Origin of the sequence: Anoxybacillus gonensis (assembly GCF_001187595.1) — a bacterium.
Classification (GTDB): Bacteria; Bacillota; Bacilli; order Bacillales; family Anoxybacillaceae; genus Anoxybacillus; species Anoxybacillus gonensis.
In genome coordinates, this window is the sequence record NZ_CP012152.1 from 1259356 (window position 1) to 1285326 (window position 25971).

At 40.4% G+C, this 25971-nt stretch carries 22 protein-coding genes and 1 pseudogene; 21 read left to right on the top strand and 2 right to left on the bottom strand.

Annotation, left to right across the window (positions count from 1 at the left end; translation table 11 throughout):
* Positions 1 to 16: 16 nt before the first annotated feature.
* Positions 17 to 2161, top strand: a complete 2145-nt coding sequence (locus AFK25_RS06655) for a DNA topoisomerase III (RefSeq protein ID WP_035065255.1) — start codon at positions 17 to 19, stop codon at positions 2159 to 2161.
* 12 nt (positions 2162 to 2173) lie between these two features.
* On the opposite strand, the gene AFK25_RS06660 is transcribed toward AFK25_RS06655, so the two are convergent.
* The gene (locus tag AFK25_RS06660; RefSeq protein ID WP_006323419.1) at positions 2174 to 2539 is read right to left on the bottom strand and encodes a rhodanese-like domain-containing protein; all 366 of its coding nucleotides are present in this window, start codon (positions 2537 to 2539) and stop codon (positions 2174 to 2176) included.
* A gap of 140 nt (positions 2540 to 2679) precedes the next feature.
* Here AFK25_RS06660 and cysK point away from each other — a divergent pair, with 140 nt between their 5' ends.
* The 16 genes and pseudogenes from cysK (at position 2680) to AFK25_RS06740 (ending at position 19020) form a co-directional block, all read left to right on the top strand.
* The gene (gene cysK / locus AFK25_RS06665) at positions 2680 to 3600 is read left to right on the top strand and encodes a cysteine synthase A (protein ID WP_035065258.1); all 921 of its coding nucleotides are present in this window, start codon (positions 2680 to 2682) and stop codon (positions 3598 to 3600) included.
* Positions 3601 to 3646: 46 nt separating this feature from the next.
* The gene (gene yfmF, locus AFK25_RS06670; RefSeq protein ID WP_035065261.1) at positions 3647 to 4924 is read left to right on the top strand and encodes an EF-P 5-aminopentanol modification-associated protein YfmF; all 1278 of its coding nucleotides are present in this window, start codon (positions 3647 to 3649) and stop codon (positions 4922 to 4924) included.
* Complete coding sequence (yfmH, locus tag AFK25_RS06675) at positions 4921 to 6201, top strand: EF-P 5-aminopentanol modification-associated protein YfmH (protein WP_009362685.1); 1281 nt, start codon at positions 4921 to 4923, stop codon at positions 6199 to 6201. Before yfmF ends, yfmH begins: the two co-directional genes overlap by 4 nt.
* A 6-nt stretch (positions 6202 to 6207) precedes the next feature.
* Positions 6208 to 6921: an elongation factor P 5-aminopentanone reductase gene (gene ymfI / locus AFK25_RS06680; RefSeq protein ID WP_009362684.1), complete on the top strand. Its 714-nt coding sequence runs from the start codon at positions 6208 to 6210 to the stop codon at positions 6919 to 6921.
* Between the two features lie 65 nt (positions 6922 to 6986).
* Positions 6987 to 7235 carry a DUF3243 domain-containing protein gene (locus AFK25_RS06685; RefSeq protein ID WP_009362683.1) on the top strand — a complete coding sequence of 83 codons (249 nt, stop codon included), beginning with the start codon at positions 6987 to 6989 and terminating at the stop codon, positions 7233 to 7235.
* A 182-nt stretch (positions 7236 to 7417) separates the two neighbouring features.
* Positions 7418 to 8209, top strand: coding sequence for a DUF3388 domain-containing protein (locus tag AFK25_RS06690; RefSeq protein ID WP_009362682.1), 792 nt, complete (start codon positions 7418 to 7420; stop codon positions 8207 to 8209).
* A gap of 9 nt (positions 8210 to 8218) precedes the next feature.
* Positions 8219 to 9085: a helix-turn-helix domain-containing protein gene (locus AFK25_RS06695; RefSeq protein ID WP_019418271.1), complete on the top strand. Its 867-nt coding sequence runs from the start codon at positions 8219 to 8221 to the stop codon at positions 9083 to 9085.
* A gap of 29 nt (positions 9086 to 9114) precedes the next feature.
* On the top strand, positions 9115 to 9693 hold the full coding sequence (pgsA, locus tag AFK25_RS06700; protein WP_026011787.1) for a CDP-diacylglycerol--glycerol-3-phosphate 3-phosphatidyltransferase: 579 nt from the start codon (positions 9115 to 9117) through the stop codon (positions 9691 to 9693).
* 21 nt (positions 9694 to 9714) lie between these two features.
* Positions 9715 to 10947, top strand: coding sequence for a competence/damage-inducible protein A (locus AFK25_RS06705; protein WP_021094601.1), 1233 nt, complete (start codon positions 9715 to 9717; stop codon positions 10945 to 10947).
* A gap of 106 nt (positions 10948 to 11053) precedes the next feature.
* A complete protein-coding gene (gene recA / locus AFK25_RS06710) occupies positions 11054 to 12091 on the top strand; it encodes a recombinase RecA (RefSeq protein ID WP_026011788.1) in 1038 nt (345 codons plus the stop codon).
* 277 nt (positions 12092 to 12368) lie between these two features.
* Positions 12369 to 13925 carry a ribonuclease Y gene (gene rny, locus AFK25_RS06715; RefSeq protein WP_009362675.1) on the top strand — a complete coding sequence of 519 codons (1557 nt, stop codon included), beginning with the start codon at positions 12369 to 12371 and terminating at the stop codon, positions 13923 to 13925.
* Between the two features lie 99 nt (positions 13926 to 14024).
* Positions 14025 to 14820, top strand: a pseudogene (locus tag AFK25_RS06720) (TIGR00282 family metallophosphoesterase).
* 126 nt (positions 14821 to 14946) lie between these two features.
* Positions 14947 to 15207, top strand: a complete 261-nt coding sequence (gene spoVS, locus AFK25_RS06725; protein ID WP_003181955.1) for a stage V sporulation protein SpoVS — start codon at positions 14947 to 14949, stop codon at positions 15205 to 15207.
* A 48-nt stretch (positions 15208 to 15255) separates the two neighbouring features.
* Positions 15256 to 16215: a dipeptidase gene (locus AFK25_RS06730; protein ID WP_049720876.1), complete on the top strand. Its 960-nt coding sequence runs from the start codon at positions 15256 to 15258 to the stop codon at positions 16213 to 16215.
* Between the two features lie 199 nt (positions 16216 to 16414).
* The gene (locus AFK25_RS06735; RefSeq protein ID WP_009362672.1) at positions 16415 to 18151 is read left to right on the top strand and encodes a 2-oxoacid:acceptor oxidoreductase subunit alpha; all 1737 of its coding nucleotides are present in this window, start codon (positions 16415 to 16417) and stop codon (positions 18149 to 18151) included.
* Between the two features lie 2 nt (positions 18152 to 18153).
* Entirely contained in the window at positions 18154 to 19020 is an 867-nt protein-coding gene (locus tag AFK25_RS06740) for a 2-oxoacid:ferredoxin oxidoreductase subunit beta (protein WP_009362671.1), read from the top strand.
* A gap of 60 nt (positions 19021 to 19080) precedes the next feature.
* Here AFK25_RS06740 and AFK25_RS06745 read toward each other — a convergent pair whose 3' ends face one another.
* Positions 19081 to 20409: an IS3 family transposase gene (locus AFK25_RS06745; RefSeq protein ID WP_035067880.1), complete on the bottom strand. Its 1329-nt coding sequence runs from the start codon at positions 20407 to 20409 to the stop codon at positions 19081 to 19083.
* A 203-nt stretch (positions 20410 to 20612) separates the two neighbouring features.
* On the opposite strand from AFK25_RS06745, the gene miaB reads away from it, so the two are divergent.
* The 4 genes from miaB to mutS all read left to right on the top strand — a co-directional run bounded on the left by miaB (position 20613) and on the right by mutS (position 25961).
* On the top strand, positions 20613 to 22193 hold the full coding sequence (gene miaB, locus AFK25_RS06750; RefSeq protein ID WP_009362670.1) for a tRNA (N6-isopentenyl adenosine(37)-C2)-methylthiotransferase MiaB: 1581 nt from the start codon (positions 20613 to 20615) through the stop codon (positions 22191 to 22193).
* 1 nt (position 22194) lies between these two features.
* Complete coding sequence (locus tag AFK25_RS06755; RefSeq protein WP_009362669.1) at positions 22195 to 22629, top strand: YlbF/YmcA family competence regulator; 435 nt, start codon at positions 22195 to 22197, stop codon at positions 22627 to 22629.
* Between the two features lie 156 nt (positions 22630 to 22785).
* Positions 22786 to 23322: an outer spore coat protein CotE gene (locus AFK25_RS06760; RefSeq protein ID WP_009362668.1), complete on the top strand. Its 537-nt coding sequence runs from the start codon at positions 22786 to 22788 to the stop codon at positions 23320 to 23322.
* Positions 23323 to 23396: 74 nt separating this feature from the next.
* Positions 23397 to 25961, top strand: a complete 2565-nt coding sequence (mutS, locus tag AFK25_RS06765) for a DNA mismatch repair protein MutS (protein WP_035066537.1) — start codon at positions 23397 to 23399, stop codon at positions 25959 to 25961.
* The last annotated feature ends 10 nt before the right edge of the window (positions 25962 to 25971 follow it).

A 25971-nucleotide genomic window follows, 5' to 3' on the forward strand; every position in this document is an offset into this window, starting at 1 on the left:
GTGAAGGGGTGAAAAAATGAAAGTGATTATTGCTGAAAAACCGGATCAAGGAAAGACGCTTGCATCTATTTTTCAAACAAAAAAACGAGAAGGGTATATTGAAATTTTACCGAATGAGCTGTTTCCGAAAGGTGCTTATATGACATGGGCAGTTGGACATTTATTTGAGTTAGCTTCTCCGGAAACGTATGAAGCAAGCTGGAAGCGGTGGACACTAGATACGTTGCCGATTATTCCTGATCGTTTTCAATATAAAATGGATCGAAAAAAGGCGAAACAATTTTCTATCATTAAACAATTGCTCCGTCAGCCAGAAGTGACAGAAATTATTCATGCAGGCGATGCAGGGAGAGAAGGAGAATTGATTATTCGAAATATCATTTATATGAGCGGCGTCAAAAAACCGATCAAACGGCTGTGGATTTCATCGTTAACACCGAAAGCAATCGAACAAGGGTTTCGCCAGTTGTTAGATGAAAACGAGACGCGTCCGCTATATGAAGAGGCGTATGCGCGGACGTGTGCCGATTGGCTTGTTGGTATGAACGCATCGAGAGTGTATACAATTTTATTGAAACAAAAAGGGATGAACGATGTTTTTTCCGTCGGGCGTGTACAAACGCCGACGCTTGCATTAATTGTGAGACGAGAAAAAGAAATTGAACAGTTTCGTCCCGAGCCGTTTTGGGAAGTTGTTGCTACGTTTGATGTGAATGGAAAACGATACGAAGGAAAGTGGTGGCATGAAAATGAAACAAGAACATATGATCAGCAGCTCGCCGAAAAGGTGAGCGCATTTTGCAGAGGAAAACAAGTAGAGATAGAAGAAGTGACATGTGAGCGAAAAACATTTTTACCGCCGCTTTTGTTTAATTTGTCAACATTACAAGCAACAGCCAACAAGCGATTTAAATATTCACCACAAAAAACACTGGATATATTACAAAATCTATACCAAAAAGGATATGTATCGTATCCGCGTTCGGATTCACAATATGTCACGAAAGGGGAAGCGGAAACGTTTCCGCACATTTTAAAGGAGCTTGCGCAAAAGAAAGAGTATGCTTCTTACTTTCCGCTTGCTCATGATTCAATTTTACATAATAAACGTTATGTAAACGAAAAGAAAGTAACGGATCACTATGCCATTATTCCGACTGAACAAGTTCCAGATTTGGAAAAACTGAGCCATGATGAGCGAAATATTTACGATCTGATCGTTCGACGATTGATCGCTGCCCATTGTGAAGAGGCGGTATTTGACTATACGACGATAATCACTCTCGTCGATGGGCGAGCACGTTTCATTTCAAAAGGAAAAAAGCAAATACAAGCAGGATGGCGGAACGTCCTTATGTCACAAGATGATGATGTACAACTTTTACCAAATGTACAAAGCGGAGAAAAAGGAACGGTATATGATGTGCATGTGAAAGAGGGAAAAACACAGCCGCCAAAGCGATACACGGAAGGCGAACTCATTACGTTAATGAAGACAGCAGGGAAATTTTTAGACGATGAACAACTAGAAAAAGTATTAGCAAAAACAGAAGGACTCGGCACGGAAGCGACGCGCGCCTCCATTATTACAACATTAAAGGAGCGAAACTATATCGAAATAAAAAATAATCAAGTATATGCAACCGATAAAGGAAAAGTATTAATTGAAGCAATCGGTCCACATATTTTAGCGTCACCCGAGATGACAGCGAAATGGGAGCAACGGTTAAGTGAAATTGGTGAACGGAAAGCGTCAGCGACACATTTTATGGAACAAGTCAAAAAATTAGCAGCGAAAATTGTAACAGATGCGGTGCAAATGGCAAGCGGCTGGTCATTTGAAGGGCTTGATACTGCTTCGATTCAGCGGAAGAAAAAAACAACGATCGGAAAACAAGTTGGGGTTTGTAAGCTTTGTGGGGGCTCGGTCATTGATAAAGGTTCGTTTTACGGTTGTGTCAACTATACAAAAACAAAGTGCTCATTTACGATTTCAAAAACGATGTTAGGAAAATCCATTTCACAAACAAACATAAAAAAATTGTTAACAGAAGGAAAGACAAATGTCATCAAAGGGTTTAAAAAAGGAGAAAACACATTTAACGCCGCGCTCATATGGGATGAAAAAGAAAAACGTATATCGTTTTCGTTTGAAAAATAGGAGGACTGCCTCCTATTTTTCAACATCACCATTCCACTCGTTCATGCCGCCAGTCATATTATATATATTTGTAAACCCTTCTTTCGCTAGTAATTCGCTTGCTTGCGCTGAGCGATTACCTGAACGACAAACAACGATATATGTCTCGTCTTTTTTCAATTCATTTATGCGCTCTTGCAGTTGTTGTAAAGGAAGTAACATCGCGCCCGGAATATGACCAGAAGCGTATTCTTCTTCCGTGCGAACATCGAGAACGACAACGTCTCCTTTTTGTATCATTTGTGCGGCTTCATCAACAGAAATGTTTGTATAGCGCTCTTGTGCACATCCGCTTATGATGAGGAGAAATGTGAATAAAAGAGCAGTCCATTTTTTCATCTTGTCATCAACCTCCGTATATAATCAAATACCCACGCATGTATTCTAGCTTATTTTTTTCATTTCTTCAAACGTTTCGACACCATTGTTATTTTCATATGTAGTACAATGAAAAAAAGTTTACATGGAAAGAAGGGAAAATGATGTATCAATCGATTATCGATTTGATCGGAAACACGCCCATTGTAAAGCTCAATCGGGTCGTTTTTCGAGAGGGAGCAAGTGTATATATAAAGCTCGAGTCGTTTAATCCAGGTGGAAGCGTGAAAGATCGCGCAGCTAGACGAATGATTGAACGAGCGGAAAAAGAAGGAAAAATCGTGCCTTATGAAAGCACAATTATTGAGCCGACATCAGGAAATACAGGGATCGGATTAGCGATGGTATGTGCTGCGAAAGGATATCGTTGCATCATTACGATGCCAGATAATGCAACGAAAGAACGGATCAATTTATTAAAAGCATATGGCGCAGAAGTGTACTTAACTCCGGCAGCTTTGCGCATGCAAGGGGCGATTGATGAAGCGTATCGGCTTGCCGAGAACATTCCAAACAGCTTTATCCCCATGCAATTTGAAAATGAAGCAAATCCAGATGCTCATCGAATTAGCACAGCGCTTGAAATTATAGAAGCATTTCCAGATGGGATTGATGCGTTTGTACTTACGGCAGGAACTGGCGGGACAGTGACAGGAACGGGGGAAGAATTAAAGAAAAAATTTCCTCGTTTACGCATTTATGTTGTGGAACCATATGGGTCTCCCGTCCTTTCGGGTGGGCAACCGGGGCCGCATAAAATTCCTGGTACTGGGCCAGGTTTTATTCCTCGCATTTTAAATCGAACGGTGTATGATGATATTTTGCTCGTCAAAGATGAAGAAGCGCAAATGATGGCAAGAAGATTAGCGAAAGAAGAAGGAATTTTCGTCGGAGCTTCAGCTGGAGCGGCAGCTTATTGTGCTATTCAAGTGGCTCGCACTCTTCCGGAAGATGCACGTGTGCTCTGCATGGCACCAGATACAGGAGAACGATATTTATCATCCGATTTATTTAGCGGATAAGAGCGATAAAAAATGTCGAGGCTATAAAATAAAAAGGAGTGATTGTATGTTTCAAGAAGAAGTAAAAACGATAGGCGGTCTTCGTCTTCATGTCATTCCGACAAAAAAATATAAAACGAATACGCTCGTATTAAAGATGAAAGCGCCGTTATGTGAACGAGATGTAACGATGCGAGCTCTTGTTCCATACGTGCTACAAAACGCTACTGAGCGACATCCGTCGATGAAAGCGTTACGTACATATTTAGACGAACTATATGGTGCTACGTTACAAGTTGATTTAGCGAAAAAAGGAGAAAATCATATTATTACTATTCGAATGGATATTGCAAACGAAAAATTTTTAGGTGACACATCCCCATTATTACGTGAAGCGTTGACGTTATTTAGCGATATGCTATTTCGTCCGTTTACCGAGGGAGATGGATTTTCTGTTGCGATCGTTGAACAGGAGAAACGAGCATTGAAACAAAAAATTCAATCGTTGTTTGACGATAAAATGCGATATGCCCAACATCGACTCATGGAAGAAATGTATAAAGGTTCACCTTATGCGCTCGATGTTCATGGTAAACTAGAGGATGTCGATTCGATTGATGCCAAACGTTTATATGAACATTATGAGCACATGTTGAAACACGATGAAATAGATTTATACATTGTCGGAGATGTCATGTTAGCGGATGTAGAACATGATGTGGCTGAACGTTTTTCGTTAGAAGTGCGCCCGCCGCGTTCAATAGCGACACCGACGATCATAAGACGAACAGATGTGCAAGAAGTTGTAGAAAAACAAGATGTGAAACAAGGGAAGCTTCATCTCGGTTATCGAACGAACACGACATATAATGATCCAGATTATGATGCGTTACAAGTATGGAATGGGATATTTGGAGGATTTGCACATTCAAAATTGTTTATTAATGTGCGCGAAAAAGCGAGTTTAGCTTACTACGCAGCTTCACGTATTGAAAGTCACCAAGGAATGATGATGGTCATGGCAGGAATTGACCCAAGCAAATACGAGCGTGCACTCGAAATCATCCATGCTCAAGCAGAAGCGATGCGTAACGGACAATTTAGCGATGAAGAAATCGTTCAAACAAAAGCGGTCATTCGTAATCAACTATTAGAAACGATTGATACAGCTAGAGGGATGATCGAAATGTCTTACCACAATGTCATTGCAACAAATCAACGTCCGTTACAACAATGGCTTGAAGGGATTGAAAAAGTGACGCGAGAAGATATCGTTCGTGTGGGGGAAAAAATTGAATTAGATACGATTTATTTTTTAACGGAGAAGGAAGGTGAGAAAAAATGAAAATCATTCACCACGATCAATTACAGGAACAATTATTTTATGAACGGTTAAACAATGGATTAGATGTTTACATTTTGCCAAAAAAAGAATTTAACAAAACATATGCGACGTTTACAACGAAATACGGTTCGGTGGATAACTACTTTACTCCATACGGAAAAACAACGATGAAAAAGGTACCAGATGGCATCGCTCATTTTTTAGAACATAAATTGTTTGAAAAAGAGGATGGCGATGTATTTCAAACGTTTAGCAAACAAGGCGCATCTGCGAATGCTTTTACGTCTTTCACACGCACGGCCTATTTATTTTCTAGTACAACAAATGTAGAAAAAAATTTAGAAACGTTACTGGATTTCGTGCAAGAGCCGTATTTTACAGAACAAACGGTTGAAAAGGAAAAAGGAATTATCGGTCAAGAAATTCGCATGTATGATGACAATCCGGATTGGCGTTTGTATTTTGGGACAATCGAAAGCATGTATCATCACCATCCCGTAAAAATTGATATTGCAGGAACGGTAGAGTCGATTTCACACATTACGAAAGACTTATTATATGAGTGTTATGAAACGTTTTATCATCCGAGCAACATGTTATTGTTTGTTACAGGTCCTATTGAGCCATCCGCTATACTTGAACAAATTCGAACGAATCAAGCGAAAAAAACGTTCCGTCCGCCAACAGAGATCGAGCGATTTCGTTATGAGGAGCCGACTCATGTTGCTCGTGAACGACATGTCATTGAAATGAACGTACAAACGCCAAAATGTTTCGTTGGTATAAAAGCAACCAACGTATATACAAAAGGAAAAGAAAAGTTAAAACATGAATGTGCCATCGGTTTATTGCTCGACTATTTATTTGGGAAAAGCTCGCCGCATTATGAGCGATTGTATCAACAAGGATTAATTGACGAAACATTTATGGTCGACTATACGGAAGAAAGTGATTTTGGGTTCGGCTTAGTTGGCGGTGATACATCGCAACCTGATCAATTAGCGGCAGAAATTCAGCGTATTCTTTTGGAGTTTGACGATATTGATGATGAGCAAGTCGAACGAATGAAAAGAAAAAAGATCGGCACATTTTTACGTTCGTTAAACTCTCTTGAATATATTGCAAATCAGTTTACTCGGTATGCGTTTGATCATATGAGTTTGTTCGATGTGGTAGAAACGTTACAATCATTAACATCTGACGATTTAAAAACGGTCGCTCGCGAATGTTTTGTTCGCGAACAGTTTACTGTATGTCAAGTTGTTCCGAAAAGGTGAAATGAGATGAAATATGCGTTAATTACGGGAGCGAGCGGGGGAATTGGGCAAGAAATTGCTCGGCAGCTCGCTAAAGATGGGTATGGTTTATACTTACATTACTACAAAAATGAACAATCCGTTCGACATGTAATGAAAGAACTATCCACAGACACATATGCGATTCAAGCTGATTTATCTCATCCTTCTGGGGTAGATGTGTTAATGTCTTCTATTTTCCATCCTATTGACGTGCTTATTCATAATAGTGGAATGAGTGCGTATGGATTGATGACGGACATGACTAATGAACAAGTAGAACAAATGGTGCAACTACATGTAACAAGTCCATTTTTACTGACAAAACGACTGTTGCCTTCTATGATTCAACAACGTCGTGGACAAATTGTAGTGATTTCATCCATTTGGGGACTAACCGGTGCGTCTTGCGAAGTGTTATATTCGATGGTAAAAGGTGCGCAAAATACATTTGTTAAAGCGTTAGCAAAAGAAGTTGCTCCAAGTGGCATACGAGTCAATGCGATCGCTCCAGGGGCCATTGATACACCGATGCTTCAAGAGTTTACTGAAGAAGAAATTCAAGCCCTAATTGATGATATTCCACTCGGGCGAATAGGGAAGCCCGAAGATGTTGCAAAAGCTGTGTCATTTTTAATTTCTGATCATGCATCGTATATTACGGGACAAATTTTATCTGTAAATGGCGGTTGGTATTGTTAAGCAAGCATAATTTTTTATGTTGTGAGGCAAACTGTTCTTGAAACGAATTTCAAGGAGGTTTGCATATGTCTGTTCTTGATAATTTTGAACAATGGAAAAGCTTTTTAGCTGATCGTCTTCATCAAGCACAAGAGCAAGGGATGAACCAGCAAGTCATTTCGGATATTGCTTATCAAATTGGGGATTATTTGGCGAAACAAGTCGATCCGAAAAACCCAGAAGAGCGTGTACTTGCTGATTTGTGGCATGTCGCAAATGAGCAAGAGCAACATGCTATTGCAAACATGATGATTAAACTTGTCCAAAATAAATAAGTCATGTAAGCGCAAGCTGGTGATATCCACCAGCTTGTTTTACTATGTTTATCTGTTCACAAAAAACCCTCGTCCATTCTTTTCATTCTCGCATTCAAATGGTAAAATAAACATACATGCGTGTTTCGACAAAGCGTTGCTTAAATGATCGCATCGTGTAACGTAAAGGGGAGAAGGGGTATATGGAGAAAAAAGAATGGTATTTAGAGTATGAAATACATATGAATCGCCCGGGGTTGTTAGGAGATATCGCATCGCTCCTTGGCATGCTTTCCATTAATATCGTCACGATCAACGGTGTGGATGATTCGCGGCGAGGTATGCTTTTGTTATGTAAAAGTCATGAACAAATTGAGCGCTTACAATCCATTTTAGCGACGATGGAAGATATTACGGTAACGAAATTACGTGAACCGAAGCTTCGGGACCGTCTTGCTGTTCGGCACGGGCGTTATATTCAGCGCGATGCTGACGACAAAAAGACGTTTCGCTTTGTTAGAGACGAGCTAGGTTTGCTCGTTGATTTTATGGCAGAGCTATTTAAACAAGAGGGGCATAAGTTAATTGGAATTCGTGGCATGCCACGCGTGGGGAAAACGGAATCGATCGTAGCTGCAAGCGTGTGTGCAAACAAGCGTTGGTTGTTTGTTTCTTCTACATTAATTAAACAGACGATTCGTAGTCAATTAATCGAAGATGAATATAGCGAAAATAATGTTTTTATTATTGACGGGATTGTTTCGACGCGTCGGTCAAACGAGCGACATTGGCAACTCATTCGTGAGCTCATGCGTCTACCGGCGACGAAAGTGATTGAACATCCTGATATTTTTGTAAGGCATACAGAATATAAGCTCGATGACTTTGACTATATCATTGAATTGCGTCACGATGCAGATGAGGAAATTACGTATGATCTCGTTGATCAGTCTTCATTTTTTGGAAATGACGGATTTTCAAATATCGATTTTTAAAGATGGAAGGTGTTTCCGTTGACAGAGTTAGGGAAGCGTTTGAAAGAAGCGAGAGAACAACGTCATATGAGTTTAGATGATTTGCAAGAAATCACTAAAATTCAAAAACGATATTTAATCGCAATTGAACAAGGAAATTATGTAATTATGCCAGGAAAATTTTATGTTCGAGCATTTATTCGGCAATATGCTGAGGCAGTCGGCCTTGATGCTGACGAACTGTTTGAGCAATATGCAAACGAAATTCCAAATGCCCAACAAGAAGAACTTCCTGGCGAACTATCGCGTGTAAAATCGCGACAATTATCAGAACAAGGCGCAAAAGTGCTCGATGTTCTTCCGAAAATTTTAATTGGTACATTAGTGATTGGAGTGGCTGTTGTTCTTTGGTTTTTTTTCCAAAATCGGACGGTGAACGAAAAACCACAAGAGCAAGTGATTAACGAAAAGACAGAATTTGAACAGTCCGAGCAAGCAAACGAGCAACAACCGGAAAAACAAAGTGAACAACAGTCTGAAAACGAAGGAGAAAATGAACAGCAGGAACAACCATTAGAAGCGACGGTTAAAGTGATTGAAACGAATGGAAGAAGATCGACACTTGAAGTGACAGGAGAGCAATTGATCATTGACATTGCAACAAAAGGAGATGCTTGGATTGAAGTGAAAAACGGAAAAGGAAAGGCGTTTGCACGGAAAATGATGTATGCGAATCAATCTGAAACATTTGATTTAACAAATGAAACAGAAGTATTGCTAGTCATCGGACAAACATTGAATGCAGAAGTAAAAATAAACGGGCAGACGCTACAATACCCTGTCAATCCAAACGATCATGTGCGCCAAGATATTACTATTATCTATAAAAAACAATAATGTTGGATGAAGTGTTGGAGGTCAGTGTTGTGAATATACCGAATCAAATTACGATTGCGCGAATGTTGCTTATTCCTTTCTTTCTTATTTTTTTGTTGGCACCGATTGATTTCGGTGTGATTCAAATCGGAACAGAACAGTTGCCGGTAACACACGCCATAGCTGCGCTTATTTTTATCATCGCATCAACAACCGATTGGGTTGATGGATACTATGCACGAAAATATGGATTAGTAACGAATTTAGGGAAGTTTCTTGACCCTCTCGCAGATAAATTACTTGTATCTGCTGCGCTCATTGCGCTTGTCCAATTAGGTTTAGCTCCTGCATGGATCGTGATTGTCATTATTAGCCGTGAATTTGCTGTAACCGGATTACGGCTTGTTTTAGCGGGAGAAGGTGAAGTGGTAGCAGCAAATATGCTTGGAAAAATTAAAACGTGGACACAAATTGTAGCGATTGCTGCGCTTCTTTTGCATAATCTTCCTTTTTCGCTTTTGTCGTTTCCGTTTGCGGACATTTCGTTGTGGGTTGCACTTGTTTTCACGATTTGGTCAGGATGGGATTACTTTGCGAAAAATAAACACGCATTTCGTCATTCAAAGTAAATAAAAAGGGATGGGAGAAAGATGAAAGCAGAACTCATTGCGGTCGGTTCAGAACTTTTACTTGGTCAAATTGCAAATACGAACGCTCAGTTTTTATCGCAACAATTAGCTGAAATAGGAATAGATGTGTATTACCATACGGTTGTTGGCGATAACCCTCAAAGGCTTACACATGCGATTGAAGTAGCGAAGCAACGCTCGAACTTAATCATTTTCACAGGGGGACTTGGTCCGACAAAAGACGATTTAACGAAAGAAACAATTGCAAACATGTTAAATAAATCGCTCGTTTTAGATGAAGAAGCATGGCGTTCTATTTGTGATTATTTTTCGAAAACGAAGCGCCCAATGTCTCCGAACAATCGAAAACAAGCGCTCGTATTGGAAGGAAGTTATGTGTTAAAAAATGAACATGGGATGGCCCCGGGAATGGCAATAACTGTTGATCACATCACGTACATGCTCCTCCCGGGACCGCCAAAAGAAATGCAACCGATGTTCATCAAATATGGACGTCCTTTTTTATTGCAAAAACGTCATGTTCGCGAGAAAATTGTTTCACGTGTTCTCCGTTTTTTTCATATCGGTGAATCACAGTTAGAAGCAGAAATTGAGGATTTCATCGATGCTCAAACAAATCCGACGATTGCTCCACTGGCGTCTGATGGCGAAGTAACTCTTCGCTTAACAGCGAAGCATGAGCGTGAAGAAGAAGCAAAGCGGCTCATTGATGAGTTGGAGCAAAACATTTTAGCCCGCGTTCGTCCTTACTTTTACGGTTATAATGATGACACGTTGTTTAGCAAATTGTTAGCTACATTGAAAGAAAACAATCAGACGCTCGCTGTTGCTGAAAGTTTAACGGGAGGTTTATTTTTAGAAGAAATGACAGCACTCCCAACGGCTTCTACAGTTATCGCGGGGGGAGTTGTTTGTTATACGAATGAAATAAAGGAAAATGTGCTCCATGTGCCGAAAGAAATATTACAAACGGAGGGGGCAGTTAGTGAACGATGTGCGCAGTTGATGGCAGAAAATGTTCGAAAACTTTGTGGAAGCGATATCGGTATTAGTTTTACAGGTGTTGCAGGACCGAACGAGTTGGAAGGAAAGCCAGTAGGAACGGTATGGATAGGGATTGCGACAGAACAAGGGACAAAGACATTTGGCCTTACATTATCAGGCGGACGCCGAGCCATTCGGATGCGTACAGCGAAATACGGTTGTTATTATTTGCTGCAATTGCTACATTAATTTACGAACACTTATTCGATTTTTTCTTGGCAAATAAATAGAAAAGCTGTATAGTAATAAGTAGCAGTTACTGCTTTATTTTTCACAAGCAAAAGGAGGAGTTTCTTTGAACGATCGTCAAGCAGCATTAGAACAAGCGTTAAAGCAAATTGAGAAGCAGTTTGGAAAAGGTTCAATTATGAAGCTAGGGGAGCAAACAGATCGTCAAATTTCGACGGTATCGAGTGGCTCTCTTGCTCTTGATATTGCGCTAGGCGTAGGAGGATATCCGCGCGGACGGATTATTGAAATTTACGGTCCGGAGTCTTCGGGGAAAACAACGGTTGCCCTTCACGCGATTGCAGAAGTGCAAAAGCAAGGAGGTCAAGCTGCATTTATTGATGCGGAACATGCGTTAGACCCTATTTATGCTGAAAAATTAGGGGTCAATATCGATGAATTGTTGCTTTCACAGCCAGATACAGGAGAGCAAGCGTTAGAAATCGCCGAAGCACTTGTGCGAAGTGGGGCAGTTGACATTATCGTCATTGACTCAGTCGCAGCTCTTGTTCCGAAGGCAGAAATTGAAGGGGAAATGGGTGATGCTCACGTTGGATTGCAGGCGCGACTCATGTCCCAAGCGCTACGTAAACTATCAGGCGCCATCAACAAATCTAAAACGATCGCCATTTTCATTAACCAAATAAGGGAAAAAGTGGGAGTTATGTTTGGGAACCCAGAGACAACTCCTGGAGGTCGTGCATTGAAGTTTTATGCGTCTGTTCGTTTAGAAGTGCGTCGTGCAGAACAAATTAAACAAGGCAACGACATGGTTGGAAATAAGACGAAAATTAAAGTCGTGAAAAACAAAGTGGCGCCTCCGTTTAAAACAGCGGATGTAGATATTATGTATGGCGAAGGAATTTCAAAAGAAGGCGAAATTATTGATATGGGTGCTGAACTCGACATTATTCAAAAAAGTGGCGCTTGGTATTCATATAAAGATGAGCGATTAGGACAAGGGCGAGAAAATGCAAAACAATTTTTAAAGGAAAATCCACACATTATGGAAGAAATTGCGCGTGAAATTCGCCAACATTATGGCATTACAGCAGGGGCATCGACGACATCTGTGCGCGAAGATGATCTAGACTTTTTAGAGTAAAAAATTGATTAAAAAGGTCGCCTTGCTTCAATAAAAAAGTGATTATGTGCATATATAATTATGGAAAGGGTGCTCCGTTATTTTTGGAACACCCTCTTTTTTTGGAAAATAAAACGATATGAAACGCTTTCCCACAATGACAAGCCTTGACAATATGGAAGGTCACCTTTAAAATGTACATGTATATTTGACAATTTTGAAGTGTATGTTGAATGGTTGCAATGTACATGCCGACATTGATGAAGTAACGAATTTATAGCAAGAGGAGGTGAGGACAATGGGTGAAACGATCATCTCCGCTTTGCTTGCCCTAGTCGTCGGTGCAGTTGTTGGCTTTTTTGTTCGTAAATCCATTGCCGAGGCAAAAATTGGTGGTGCACAAGCAGCTGCCAAACAAATGATCGAAGAAGCGAAACGAGAAGCAGACGCATTGAAAAAAGAGGCGCTTCTTGAAGCAAAGGATGAGATTCACAAACTTCGCGTTGAAGCAGAACGAGAAATTCGCGAACGAAGAAGTGAGTTACAAAAACAGGAAAACCGTTTGTTGCAAAAGGAAGAGAATCTCGATCGAAAGGATGAAGCGTTAAACAAGCGAGAAGCATTGCTTGAAAAGAAAGAGAATTCTCTGAATGAAAGACAACAGCATATTGAAGAGATGGAAAGCAAAGTGGAAGAACTCGTTCGAAAAGAACAAGCCGAACTAGAGCGCATTTCTAGTTTGACGCGTGATGATGCACGCCAAATCATTTTAGAGCGTGTAGAAAAAGAACTTTCGCATGAAATTGCGCTCATGGTTAAAGAAGCAGAAACGAAAGCGAAAGAAGAAGCGGATAAAAAAGCAAAAGAAATTTTATCGCTTGCCATTCAACGTTGTGCTGCTGATCATGTAGCAGAAACAACTGTATCTGTTGTGAACTTGCCGAATGACGAAATGAAAGGCCGAATCATCGGACGTGAAGGGCGTAACATTCGTACATTAGAAACGTTAACAGGTATTGACCTTATCATTGATGATACGCCGGAAGCGGTCATTTTATCTGGTTTTGATCCGATCCGTCGTGAAACAGCGCGTATTGCGCTAGATAAACTCGTTCAAGACGGGCGTATCCATCCGGCACGAATTGAAGAGATGGTCGAGAAGGCGAGAAGAGAAGTGGATGAGCATATTCGTGAAGTGGGAGAACAAACAACGTTTGAAGTTGGTGTCCACGGATTGCATCCAGATTTAATTAAAATTTTAGGGCGTTTAAAGTTCCGTACAAGCTATGGACAAAATGTGCTTAAACATTCGATGGAAGTTGCATATTTAGCTGGTTTAATGGCAGCTGAGCTAGGAGAAGATGAAATGCTTGCAAGACGAGCAGGTCTCCTTCATGACATCGGAAAAGCTGTTGACCATGAAGTAGAAGGAAGCCATGTCGAAATCGGGGTAGAGCTCGCAACGAAATATAAAGAGCATCCGGTTGTCATTAACAGCATTGCGTCCCATCATGGTGATACGGAACCGACGTCGATTATCGCTGTTCTTGTTGCTGCGGCAGACGCTTTATCTGCTGCTCGACCAGGTGCTCGTAGCGAAACGTTGGAAAACTACATTCGTCGACTTGAGAAGCTTGAAGAAATTGCTGAGTCGTATGAAGGTGTTGAAAAATCATATGCTATCCAAGCTGGACGTGAAATTCGTATCATGGTTAAGCCAGATATGATTGATGACTTGGAAGCGCATCGTTTAGCGCGTGACATTCGCAAGCGTATCGAAGAAGAGCTTGATTACCCAGGGCATATTAAAGTTACAGTGATTCGTGAAACACGAGCTGTTGAATACGCAAAGTAAAAGCTACTCCTTATTCGGGGTAGCTTTTTCGTATTGATAAATGCTTTATTTTGTGCGAAACTGAAAAATAGAGATCATGAGTATAGAAAGGGTAGTACAATGAAAATATTATTTATCGGTGATGTCGTAGGACAACCGGGACGAAAAATGATTGATGAATATGTGCCGAAACTGAAAGCAAAATATAAGCCCCATGTTATTGTTGTAAACGGTGAAAATGCAGCGGGTGGAAAAGGAATTACTGAAAAAATATATCGACGTTTTGTAGAAATAGGAGTGCATGTAGTAACGCTTGGCAATCATGCGTGGGATAATCGTGAAGTTTTCGAGTTTATTGACCAAGCGAAAGTGCTCGTTCGTCCAGCCAATTTTCCAATAGGCACACCTGGAAAAGGGATCGTATTTGTTCATGTGGAAGGATATGAGGTAGCGATTATTAGCTTACAAGGAAGAACATTTTTACCAGCGATCGATTGCCCGTTTAAAAAAGCAGATGAATTAGTCGAGATGGCGCTTGCGCGGACTCCTGTGATTCTCGTTGATTTTCATGCAGAAGCAACGAGTGAGAAACAAGCGATGGGATGGTACTTAGATGGCCGAGTAAGCGCAGTAGTTGGCACGCATACACACGTTCAAACCGCTGACTCACGCATTTTGCCAAATGGAACAGGATACATTACTGATGTCGGTATGACGGGTCCTTATGACGGTATTTTAGGGGTGGATCGCGAAGCAGTATTGCGCAAATTTTTAACAGGACTTCCAGTTCGATTTGAAGTGACGACAGGTCGAACACAATTGAATGCTGTGCTCATTGAAATAGACGAAAAAAACGGAAAAAACGAGGTCTATCCAACGAATTATTATCAATGACGATCATCCGTATTTTGACTAGTTCCTCTTTTAAGATTTTTCTGAAAAAAATACATATCGTAGCAGGAATACGAGCAAACAGGGACGAATATATAATGAACAGTACAACTTTTCATAAGCAATTGTTAGAAACGAGGAGGAGCTAGAAATGGAGATATTAAAAGTTTCAGCAAAATCTAATCCTAATTCCGTAGCTGGTGCACTTGCAGGCGTGTTAAGAGAACGCGGTGCAGCTGAAATTCAAGCAATTGGCGCAGGTGCATTAAATCAGGCCGTTAAGGCAGTAGCGATCGCGCGAGGATTCGTAGCACCGAGCGGAGTTGATCTCATTTGTATTCCTGCGTTTACGGACATTCAAATTGATGGGGAAGAGCGGACAGCAATTAAGCTTATTGTTGAGCCGCGTTAATACACATAAACCTGTTTGCTTGCATAGCAAACAGGTTATTTTTATCATATGGGAAAGAGCGAATTTTCGTATGGAGGGGTCGTTGTGCGTATATTTGACGCTCATTGTGATGTTTTATATCAACTATTTTGTGACCAAGATGTATCGTTTGAGCGGAGTTCATCGCTACATGTCACATACGATGGATTGAAGCAGGCCGGTGTAACTGTACAAGGATTTGCGATTTATATTCCGAAACATATCAGACCAGAGTCACGCTTTTTTGTCGCGTTAGAGATGATTGATGATTTTTACGAGAAAATTGTGTCGCAACCGAATATGAAAGTGGTTCGCTCAAAAAAAGAAATCGATCAACTACAACCGAATGAAATTGGAGCGATGCTCACATTAGAAGGATGTGAAGCCATAGGAGAAAGTTTAACGCAATTACGCACACTTCTTCGCCTTGGTGTTCGCTCTGTTGGTTTAACTTGGAATGATGCGAATATGGTAGCAGACGGTGCTCTAGAGCAACGTGGGGGAGGGTTGACGAAATTCGGAAAAGAAGTCGTTCAACTATTAAATGAACAACAGTGTTGGACGGATGTATCTCATTTAAGTGAGCGAGCGTTTTGGGATGTTATGGAATTAGCTCAATATCCGATTGCTTCACATTCGAATGCATATACGCTTTGTCCGCATCCTCGCAATTTGCGTGATGATCAAATTCAAGCACTTATTAAGAAAAACGGAGTCATCGGTGTGACGTTTGTTCCGCAATTTTTACGTCACGATGCCCATACGACAACGGTGACAGATGTATTACGTCATGTCGATCATATTTGTTCGTTAGGTGGAGAAAATCACATCGGTTTTGGATCTGATTTTGACGGCATTTTTGAAACAGTTGAACAATTGGAAAATGTTTCTTATTATCCGCGTTTCATTGATGAATTGTTAAAGCATTTTAAAGAGGAACAGGTAAAAAAATTTTTGTTTTGCAATTTTTATGAGCGAATCCCCCAATAAAATCGGAAGAAAAATTCACATTTTTGTAACAAATATGTTGCAATTTTTTTTCAATAGGGCTAGAATGAAAGCGTTTAGTATATGAAATTTTTCAAAAAATTTATTAAGCGAAATGGTAGAGCTTTTTTTGGAAAAGTGCTACACTTATAATCGTAAAACGTTACGTTACAATTGATGGAACTTTAAAGGGGTGTAAGACATGATTAGTCAACTTTCGTGGAAAGTTGGAGGACAACAAGGGGAAGGTATTGAAAGTACGGGAGAGATATTCTCCATTGCGCTCAACCGACTAGGCTACTACTTATACGGTTATCGCCACTTTTCATCTCGCATTAAAGGTGGTCACACGAACAATAAAATTCGTGTTAGCACGACACAAGTTCGTTCGATTGCCGATGATCTTGATATATTAGTAGCTTTTGACCAAGAGACAATTGATTTCAACTTCCATGAGTTACGTCAAGGTGGGATCGTCATCGCAGACGCGAAGTTTAATCCGACGATTCCGGACGAGTCAAGAGCTACGTTGTATGCGGTTCCATTTACAGATATTGCAACAGAATTAGGAACAGCATTAATGAAAAACATGGTTGCAGTCGGAGCTTCTAGCGCAGTACTCGGTCTCGATATTAGCGTATATGAAGGGGTCGTTCAGGAGATTTTCGGTCGCAAAGGTGAGCAAGTTGTTGCGAAAAATATGGAAGCGATCAGAGCGGGCGCTCAGTTTATGCGCGAACAGCTTGGTGACAACATTCAATTAATGCAGCTTGAAAAAGCAGATGGCAAAAAGAGAATGTTTATGATTGGAAATGACGCGATTGCACTTGGTGCGCTTGCTGGCGGTGCACGTTTTATGGCCGCTTATCCAATTACACCGGCATCTGAGATTATGGAATATTTAATTAAAAAGCTTCCGCAGTTTGGTGGCACGGTCATTCAAACAGAAGATGAAATTGCTGCTTGTACAATGGCTATTGGTGCAAACTATGCGGGTGTGCGTACGTTGACAGCTTCGGCTGGGCCAGGTCTTTCGCTCATGATGGAAGCGATCGGATTAGCTGGAATTACAGAAACGCCGATTGTCATTGTTGATACGCAACGTGGTGGCCCAAGTACAGGTCTTCCGACGAAACAAGAGCAGTCAGATTTAATGGCCATGATTTACGGTACACATGGCGAGATTCCGAAAGTAGTCATCGCTCCGAGTACTGTACAAGAAGCGTTTTACGATATGGTCGAAGCGTTTAACATTGCAGAAGAATATCAATGCCCAGTCATCGTTTTAACAGACTTACAACTTTCGTTAGGAAAGCAAACTGTTGAGCCGCTAGAGTATGACAAAATTGAAATTCGTCGCGGCAAACTTGTCACAGGAGAACTTCCTGAAATTCCAGACAAAGGTTGCTTCAAACGATATGAAGTGACTGAAGACGGTGTATCACCACGCGTATTGCCGGGAATGAAAAACGGTATTCACCATGTGACAGGTGTTGAGCACGATGAAACAGGTCGTCCTTCTGAGGTCGCAGCGAACCGTATTGCACAAATGGATAAGCGTTTACGCAAGTTAAAACATATTCAATTCCCGACACCAGTTCATAAACATGTGAAGCATGAAGAAGCAGATATATTAATTGTCGGATTTAACTCGACGCGCGGGGCGATTGAAGAGGCGATGGAACGATTAGAACGCGATGGTATAAAAGTAAACCATGCTCACGTTCGTCTCATTCATCCGTTCCCGACGGAAGAAATGTTGCCGCTTGTGCAATCAGCGAAAAAAGTTGTTGTTGTTGAAAATAACGCAACAGGACAACTTGCCAACATCTTAAAAATGAACGTTGGACATGCTGAGAAAGTATTTAACGTGTTGAAGTATGATGGCAACCCGTTCTTACCGCACGAAGTTTATACAAAATGCAAGGAGTTGTTTTAAACATGGCGACATTTAAAGATTTCCGTAATAATATTAAACCGAACTGGTGTCCAGGTTGCGGCGACTTTTCTGTGCAAGCAGCCATTCAGCGCGCAGCTGCCAATGTTGGACTTGAACCACATGAACTTGTTGTTGTCTCTGGAATTGGTTGTTCAGGTCGTATTTCTGGTTACATTAACTCATATGGCTTCCATGGTGTTCACGGTCGAGCGCTTCCAATTGCTCAAGGGGTAAAAATGGCAAATCGCGATTTGACTGTTATTGCTGCTGGTGGCGATGGTGACGGATTTGCGATCGGAATGGGGCATACAATTCATGCTATTCGACGTAACATCGACATTACGTACATCGTCATGGATAACCAAATTTACGGATTAACAAAAGGTCAAACATCACCGCGCAGTGAAGTTGGATTTAAAACGAAGAGTACACCACAAGGGTCAGTTGAGCCAGCGTTGTCGATTATGGAAATGGCATTAACAGCAGGGGCAACATTCGTCGCTCAAAGCTTTTCTAGCGATTTAAAAGAGTTGACGCAATTAATTGAAGAGGGTATGAAGCATAAAGGGTTCTCACTCATTAACGTATTTAGCCCTTGCGTCACATACAATAAAGTGAACACATATGATTGGTTTAAAGACAATTTAACGAGCTTAAGTTCAATTGAAGGATACGATCCGTCTAATCGCGAAATGGCCATGCAAACGTTAATGAAACATAAAGGGCTTGTGACAGGGCTTATTTATCAAAATAAAGAACGTAAATCATATCAAGATCTTGTGCCTGGTTATAGCGAAAAACCACTAACTGAAGCGGATTTAACAATGAGTAAAGAAAAATTTGATCAACTCGTTGCAGAGTTTATGTAAGATAGAAAAGAGGGTGGTAGTAAAGTGGCACCCATGTCAAGGACACTATAAAAAAAGAGATTAAGCAGCTAGAAGATGATTCCTATATTGAATAGGGGTCATCTTTTTTAAATTCCACTGATAGCGGTAATTGTTATAGTAAACCATGTAATGATTAATTTTTGACTTCAATTCCTTCAATGTTCTTGCCGATTTATAATCCACTTCATCCTTAAGGTGGCCAAAGAATGATTCTTGAGGGGCATTATCCCAACAGTTGCCTCTTCGTGACATAGACTGGCCCAGGCCATACTCCTTTAAAAGCTTCTGGTAACGTGGGCTTGTATAGTGGCTTCCCTGATCCGAGTGGATAAAAGCCTCTTCATGGAGAGTAATTTTCTTATTGTTCATCAATTGATGGATCGTCTGGGTGGCGATGTCCAAGGTGATGCGATCAGACACATGGTAAGCCAGGATTTCATTGGTGGAGGCGTCTTTTACGGTCGACAAATAAGCCATACAATTTCCGTTATATGGAAGATAAGTGATATCCGTAAGTAGTACTTTCCCGGGGATTCCCTGCTTGAATTCCCTGTTTAATTTGTTCGGGACAACCTGATGCTCCTTCGTTGCTTTAGCGATCTTTTTATAAGGGTTAGGCTTTCGGTGAGGACAGACGATTCCGTATGTCCTCATGATCCTCTGGATCTTTTTACGGCTGAAGATCATATCAAACTCATTCTCCAATATCATTTTGATAGAGCGTGAACCTTTCTTATATCCCCGCCGGTCAAAGGCCTTTAAGATGATTTCCTTCGCTTCAAGGTCCAATTTCTCCCGTGCTTCCCGGACAGAGGAAGCCTTCAGGTAGCTGTAATATCCCGACCGTGAGACATCCAGAAGGTCACAAAAATACCTGGTCATCCCCTTGAATCCATTCTGTTCAATGGTCTCCTGTATCAATTGGTACGCTTTATTCGGATTGAGATTTTCCCTTGCGTTTAGCAGCCTCCTTTCGGTCAATTCTAGCTTTTTTAACAGCTCCACCTGTCCTTCCAACAGCTCAATTCTGGCCCTTTGCCTTTCAATCACTTCGGACTGTGTAAGCTCACGCTTTAAGGGTCTCCCAGAAGCCGTTTTCCTTGAATCTGTAAGCCCTATCAGGCCATTCTTTTCATAGGCTTTTTTCCATCTATGGGCTGACTGTTCAATTCGTTTTATGCCGATAACGTCCACATCAAAGCCGTTTTCCTCAAAGATCTGACGAGGGAATTTGCCAGCTTGGTATTCATCTATAAATCTATTTTTAAAATCGTCAGTATAGGTAATAGACCTTTCGCTGACACGTTGTACATTTGGATTTTTTTGAAGTATGTTTATCTCTTTAGATGAAAAAGTTATTTTACTCATATTGTCCCCTACCCCCCATATTCTGAAATTCAAGTATATAAAAATACCTGTAGGTTGAACACTCTTTTTTTCGAGTGTCCTACCTACAGGTACCATTTTATAGCGGCCATCCTCTTTTTCATGGAAAAAACATTGTTTAAAAGTCCGGAAAATAATATACTATGTTAGTGTGCATCTATGAACAAAAAGAAAGGAGAATAACGATGAACGAAAAACAACGTTTACAGTACACAGCACAAATTGAAACAGATCATCCAACGGACAAAAAATCCGCTTTGGATGAAAATTTACAGCGTCTAAAGCAAAAAACGAGTCAAGATTATGAAAAATATTTTTCAACTGTATTTGTTCCCCCATCTTTGAAAGAAGCAAAAAAACGCGGAAAAGAGGAAGTAAAATATCATAAAGATTTTTCTATTCCAGAAGAATTTCGCGGTATGGGGAATGGTCGCAAATTTTACATTCGTACGTATGGTTGCCAAATGAACGAGCACGACACAGAAGTGATGGCTGGTATTTTTATGGCGCTTGGTTATGAACCGACAGATCGCCCTGAAGATGCAAACGTCATTTTGTTAAATACATGTGCGATTCGTGAAAACGCGGAAAACAAAGTATTCGGAGAAATTGGCCACTTAAAGCCATTGAAACAAAACAACCCTGATTTATTGCTTGGGGTATGTGGCTGTATGTCGCAAGAAGAGTCAGTTGTTAATAAAATTTTAAAACAATTCCAATACGTTGATATGATTTTTGGTACGCACAATATTCATCGTCTTCCGTATATTTTGAAAGAAGCATACATGTCAAAAGAAATGGTTGTTGAAGTATGGTCAAAAGAAGGCGATGTCATTGAGAATTTACCGAAAGTGCGAAAAGGAAATATTAAAGCGTGGGTTAATATTATGTACGGTTGCGATAAGTTTTGTACGTACTGTATTGTTCCATATACACGTGGCAAAGAGCGCAGCCGCCGTCCAGAAGATATTATCCAAGAAGTACGTCACTTAGCCGCACAAGGATATAAAGAAATTACTCTTTTAGGACAAAACGTGAATGCGTATGGAAAAGACTTTACCGATATGAAATATGGTCTCGGTGATTTAATGGATGAATTACGCAAAATTGATATTCCACGCATTCGTTTCACTACAAGTCATCCGCGTGATTTTGATGACCGTTTAATCGAAGTGTTGGCGAAAGGCGGAAATTTAGTTGAGCACATTCACTTGCCTGTACAGTCTGGAAGTAGTGAAGTGTTAAAAATGATGGCGCGTAAATATACGCGTGAACAATATTTGGAGCTTGTTCGTAAAATTAAAGAAGCCATTCCAGGTGTCGCGCTTACAACGGACATCATTGTCGGGTTCCCAAATGAAACGGATGAGCAATTTGAAGAAACGTTGTCGCTTTATCGCGAAGTCGAATTTGATTCAGCATTTACGTTCATTTACTCGCCACGTGAAGGAACGCCGGCAGCAAAAATGGTTGACAACGTGCCAATGGAAGTGAAAAAAGAGCGTTTACAACGATTAAATGCATTAGTAAACGAAATTTCTGCGAAAAAAATGAAGGAATATGAGGGACAAGTTGTCGAAGTATTAGTAGAAGGGGAAAGCAAAAACAATCCAGATGTTCTTGCTGGATACACGCGCAAAAACAAGCTTGTTAATTTCGTTGGGCCAAAGTCTGCGATCGGTCAACTGGTGAATGTGCGAATTACAGAAGCGAAAACGTGGACGTTAAACGGAGAAATGGTAGAAGAAGCGATTGAGGTGAAATAACGTGGCGAAATATACGAAAGATGACATCGTACAGAAGGCAAAAGAATTAGCTAAAATGATTGCTGAAACAGAAGAAGTGGAAATTTTTAAACAAGCAGAAGCAAAAATTCATGAAAATGAAAAAGTGCGCACGATGATTGCTAAAATTAAATCGTTACAAAAACAAGCTGTCAACTTACAACATTATGGAAAAATTGAAGCGTTGAAAAAAGTGGAAGCAGAAATTGACGAGATTTACGAACAGCTATCAGACATTCCAATTGTAGAACAATTTAAACAATCACAAGTAGAAATTAACGATTTATTGCAGCTTGTTGCATCCACCATTTCAAAAACAGTGACAGACGAAATTATTACATCGACAGGTGGCGATGTGTTACGCGGAGAAACAGGTGCCCAAGTGAAACATAGCCATTGCGGTCATTGTCATGAATGAGTCCATTTCATATGGGCTCTTTTTTTATTTTTCGTACATATTTCGAAGAAGTTGCATACAATGAACTATACGGAATGATTGTTTTTTTTTGTACACTTTTATGTTTCCTGTGCATAGGATAAAATGAACAATGCATTTTTGAGGAGGGTTTGTTTCATGTCCCAATACAGAGAAATTATTACAAAGGCAGTCGTGGGAAAAGGACGAAAGTTTACGCAATCGACGCATACCGTTTCCGCGCAACATCGTCCGACAAGCGTGCTCGGTTGCTGGATTATTAATCATCGATACGAAGCGAAAAAAGTGGATCGTAGTGTTGAAATTCATGGAAAGTATGATGTGAACGTTTGGTATTCGTACAACGATAATACGAAAACGGAAGTGCTGACAGAAACTGTATCGTACACAGATGTCATTCCGTTAAAGTATCGTAATGAAGAGCTTATTAGTGAAGAACAAGAAGTGATTGCGCGCGTTGTTCAACAGCCGAATTGTTTAGAATGCACGATTGCTCCAAATGGAAATAAAGTCACTGTGGAAGTAGAGCGCGAGTTTGTTGCAGAAGTCATTGGAGAAACGAAAGTACGCATCGCCGTCGTAGATACATCATCAGACGAGGTAGAGGAAGATATTGATGCAGAATTAGAACAGTTAGATGAAGAGCTTCTTCAAGAAGAAAGCAATAAAAACTAGGAAGTTTATTCTTCCTAGTTTTTATTTTTGATATAATAATTGAAGTCAATATTTTGGGCGTTGGAGGAAAAATCATGGCTTATACACCAATGATTCAGCAATATTTAACAATTAAGTCACAATATAAAGATGCATTTTTGTTTTTTCGTCTCGGTGATTTTTATGAAATGTTTTTTGAAGATGCCATTAAAGCGTCACAAGAGTTAGAAATTACTTTGACAAGCCGCGATGGTGGCGGGGAAGAACGAGTGCCGATGTGCGGTGTGCCTTATCATTCGGCTGCTATGTACATCGAGCGTTTAATTGAGAAAGGATATAAAGTTGCGATTTGTGAACAAGTCGAAGATCCAAAAACGGCCAAAGGGGTTGTGCGTCGAGAAGTTGTGCAACTGATTACCCCCGGAACAGTGATGGAAGGAAAGCAACTAGAAGAGAAAGCAAACAACTATTTAGCTTCATTAACGTCATTTGAAGATGGTACGTACGGATTTGCATATACGGATTTAACAACCGGTGAAAGTCGTATGACGATGCTTCATTCATTTGAAGATGTATTCAATGAAATTTACTCGATTGGCACAAAAGAAATCGTTGTCGCGACCGAGGACAAAGAGCAATGTCAATCTCTGAAGGAGCGATATGCTCTTACCATTTCGTGTGAAGATGAAACGATGATTCCACCTTCTTGTGAATCGATTGTTTCTCATTTGAAACAAGAAAAATTACTTGTGACGTTTGGAAGGTTATTAAATTATTTAATTAAAACGCAAAGACGGAATTTAGCCCATTTACAGCCTGTAGAGTTGTATGAAGTTGATGCACATATGAAAATCGATGTGTATTCCAAACGAAATTTAGAGTTAACAGAAACGATTCGAACGAAAGGGAAAGCGGGCTCCCTTTTTTGGCTTCTTGATGAAACGATGACAGCTATGGGGGGGCGTTTGCTTAAACAATGGATCGACCGCCCATTATTAGATCGTGAAAAAATTGAACAGCGATTACACATGGTTGAACAACTGCTCATGCACTATTTCGAGCGACAAGAACTGCGCGAATATTTGCGTGGTGTATATGATTTAGAGAGACTGGCTGGGCGTGTGGCATTTGGAAATGTGAATGCGCGCGATCTCATTCAATTGAAAAAATCGTTAAAGCAAGTTCCGTTCATTTCTACCCTTCTTATGAACATGCATGATGAGCATATTCAATCATTTGCGCAACATTTAGATGCATGCGAGGACCTTGTTCAATTGTTAGAAGAGGCGATTGAAGAAAATCCGCCGCTTTCTGTGAAAGACGGTGGAATCATTAAAGATGGTTATAACGAAACGTTAGATCGATTTCGGGATGCTAGTCGAAACGGAAAAACATGGATTGCGCAGTTAGAAGCGAAAGAGCGGGAGTTAACAGGAATTAAGTCGTTAAAGATTGGTTACAACCGAGTGTTTGGATATTATATCGAAGTAACAAAAGCAAATTTACATTTGTTGCCGGAAGGACGATATGAGCGTAAACAAACGTTAGCTAATGCGGAACGATTTGTGACGAAAGAGTTGAAAGAAAAAGAAGCGCTCATTTTAGAAGCAGAAGAAAAAAGTATGGAATTAGAATACGAATTGTTTGTTTCTATCCGTGAACAGGTAAAGCAATATATTGTTCGTTTGCAAAAATTAGCGAAATATATAAGTCAACTAGATGTTTTACAATGTTTTGCAACTGTTAGTGAAAAATATAACTACTGTAAACCTCAGTTTTCTGATGATCGCCGTCTTGTCATTCAACAAGGGCGACATCCTGTTGTGGAGAAAGTGCTAGGATCGAACGTCTACGTTCCAAACGACTGTTATATGGATGCCGAACGAGAAATGCTTCTCATTACAGGGCCAAATATGTCTGGGAAAAGCACATATATGCGTCAAATTGCATTAACAGCCATTATGGCGCAAATTGGATGTTTTGTTCCAGCACAAGAAGCGATATTACCGATTTTTGATCAAGTGTTTACGCGTATTGGAGCGGCTGACGATTTAGTTGCAGGTCAAAGTACATTTATGGTGGAAATGTTGGAAGCGCGTCATGCGATCGTCCATGCGACACAAAACAGCCTTATTTTATTTGATGAAATTGGTCGCGGAACATCCACATATGATGGTATGGCGCTTGCTCAAGCCATGATCGAATACATTCATGATCGCATTGGTGCCAAAACGTTATTTAGTACGCATTATCATGAATTAACAGCGCTTGAACGACGATTGCCGCGTTTAAAAAATGTTCATGTTAGCGCAATTGAAGAAAATGGGACCGTCATCTTTTTGCATAAAATTAAAGAAGGTCCAGCAGATAAAAGTTATGGTATTCATGTAGCCCAGTTAGCGAAGTTACCGTTAGATTTAATTCAAAGGGCGGAACAAATTTTACGTGAATTTGAAACAAATTCAACGGGTGTGGTGAAAGAAAATAAAGAAACGTTTGAGCAGTTAAGTATGTTTGCGGAGCAACATCATGAAGAGCGTTCGAGCGTATCGAAAAAAGAGAAAGAAGTGATCAAGCGCATTCAGTCTCTTCAGTTGCTTGATATGACACCGCTTGAAGCGATGAATAAACTATATGAAATTCAAAAGCTATTAAAATGAAAGGAGGGGA

Excerpts from the sequence above, each read along its gene's own strand:
- ymfI (WP_009362684.1), top strand. The coding sequence starts at position 6,208 with ATGAAATATGCGTTAATTACGGGAGCGAGCGGGGGAATTGGGCAAGAA.
- AFK25_RS06690 (WP_009362682.1), top strand. The coding sequence starts at position 7,418 with ATGGAGAAAAAAGAATGGTATTTAGAGTATGAAATACATATGAATCGC.
- mutS (WP_035066537.1), top strand. The coding sequence starts at position 23,397 with ATGGCTTATACACCAATGATTCAGCAATATTTAACAATTAAGTCACAA.
- AFK25_RS06660 (WP_006323419.1), bottom strand. The coding sequence starts at position 2,539 with ATGAAAAAATGGACTGCTCTTTTATTCACATTTCTCCTCATCATAAGC.
- yfmH (WP_009362685.1), top strand. The coding sequence starts at position 4,921 with ATGAAAATCATTCACCACGATCAATTACAGGAACAATTATTTTATGAA.
- AFK25_RS06730 (WP_049720876.1), top strand. The coding sequence starts at position 15,256 with ATGGGAAAGAGCGAATTTTCGTATGGAGGGGTCGTTGTGCGTATATTT.
- yfmF (WP_035065261.1), top strand. The coding sequence starts at position 3,647 with ATGTTTCAAGAAGAAGTAAAAACGATAGGCGGTCTTCGTCTTCATGTC.
- AFK25_RS06705 (WP_021094601.1), top strand. The coding sequence starts at position 9,715 with ATGAAAGCAGAACTCATTGCGGTCGGTTCAGAACTTTTACTTGGTCAA.
- AFK25_RS06745 (WP_035067880.1), bottom strand. The coding sequence starts at position 20,409 with ATGAGTAAAATAACTTTTTCATCTAAAGAGATAAACATACTTCAAAAA.
- AFK25_RS06740 (WP_009362671.1), top strand. The coding sequence starts at position 18,154 with ATGGCGACATTTAAAGATTTCCGTAATAATATTAAACCGAACTGGTGT.
- AFK25_RS06735 (WP_009362672.1), top strand. The coding sequence starts at position 16,415 with ATGATTAGTCAACTTTCGTGGAAAGTTGGAGGACAACAAGGGGAAGGT.
- AFK25_RS06655 (WP_035065255.1), top strand. The coding sequence starts at position 17 with ATGAAAGTGATTATTGCTGAAAAACCGGATCAAGGAAAGACGCTTGCA.
- spoVS (WP_003181955.1), top strand. The coding sequence starts at position 14,947 with ATGGAGATATTAAAAGTTTCAGCAAAATCTAATCCTAATTCCGTAGCT.
- miaB (WP_009362670.1), top strand. The coding sequence starts at position 20,613 with ATGAACGAAAAACAACGTTTACAGTACACAGCACAAATTGAAACAGAT.
- AFK25_RS06685 (WP_009362683.1), top strand. The coding sequence starts at position 6,987 with ATGTCTGTTCTTGATAATTTTGAACAATGGAAAAGCTTTTTAGCTGAT.
- AFK25_RS06760 (WP_009362668.1), top strand. The coding sequence starts at position 22,786 with ATGTCCCAATACAGAGAAATTATTACAAAGGCAGTCGTGGGAAAAGGA.
- rny (WP_009362675.1), top strand. The coding sequence starts at position 12,369 with ATGGGTGAAACGATCATCTCCGCTTTGCTTGCCCTAGTCGTCGGTGCA.
- cysK (WP_035065258.1), top strand. The coding sequence starts at position 2,680 with ATGATGTATCAATCGATTATCGATTTGATCGGAAACACGCCCATTGTA.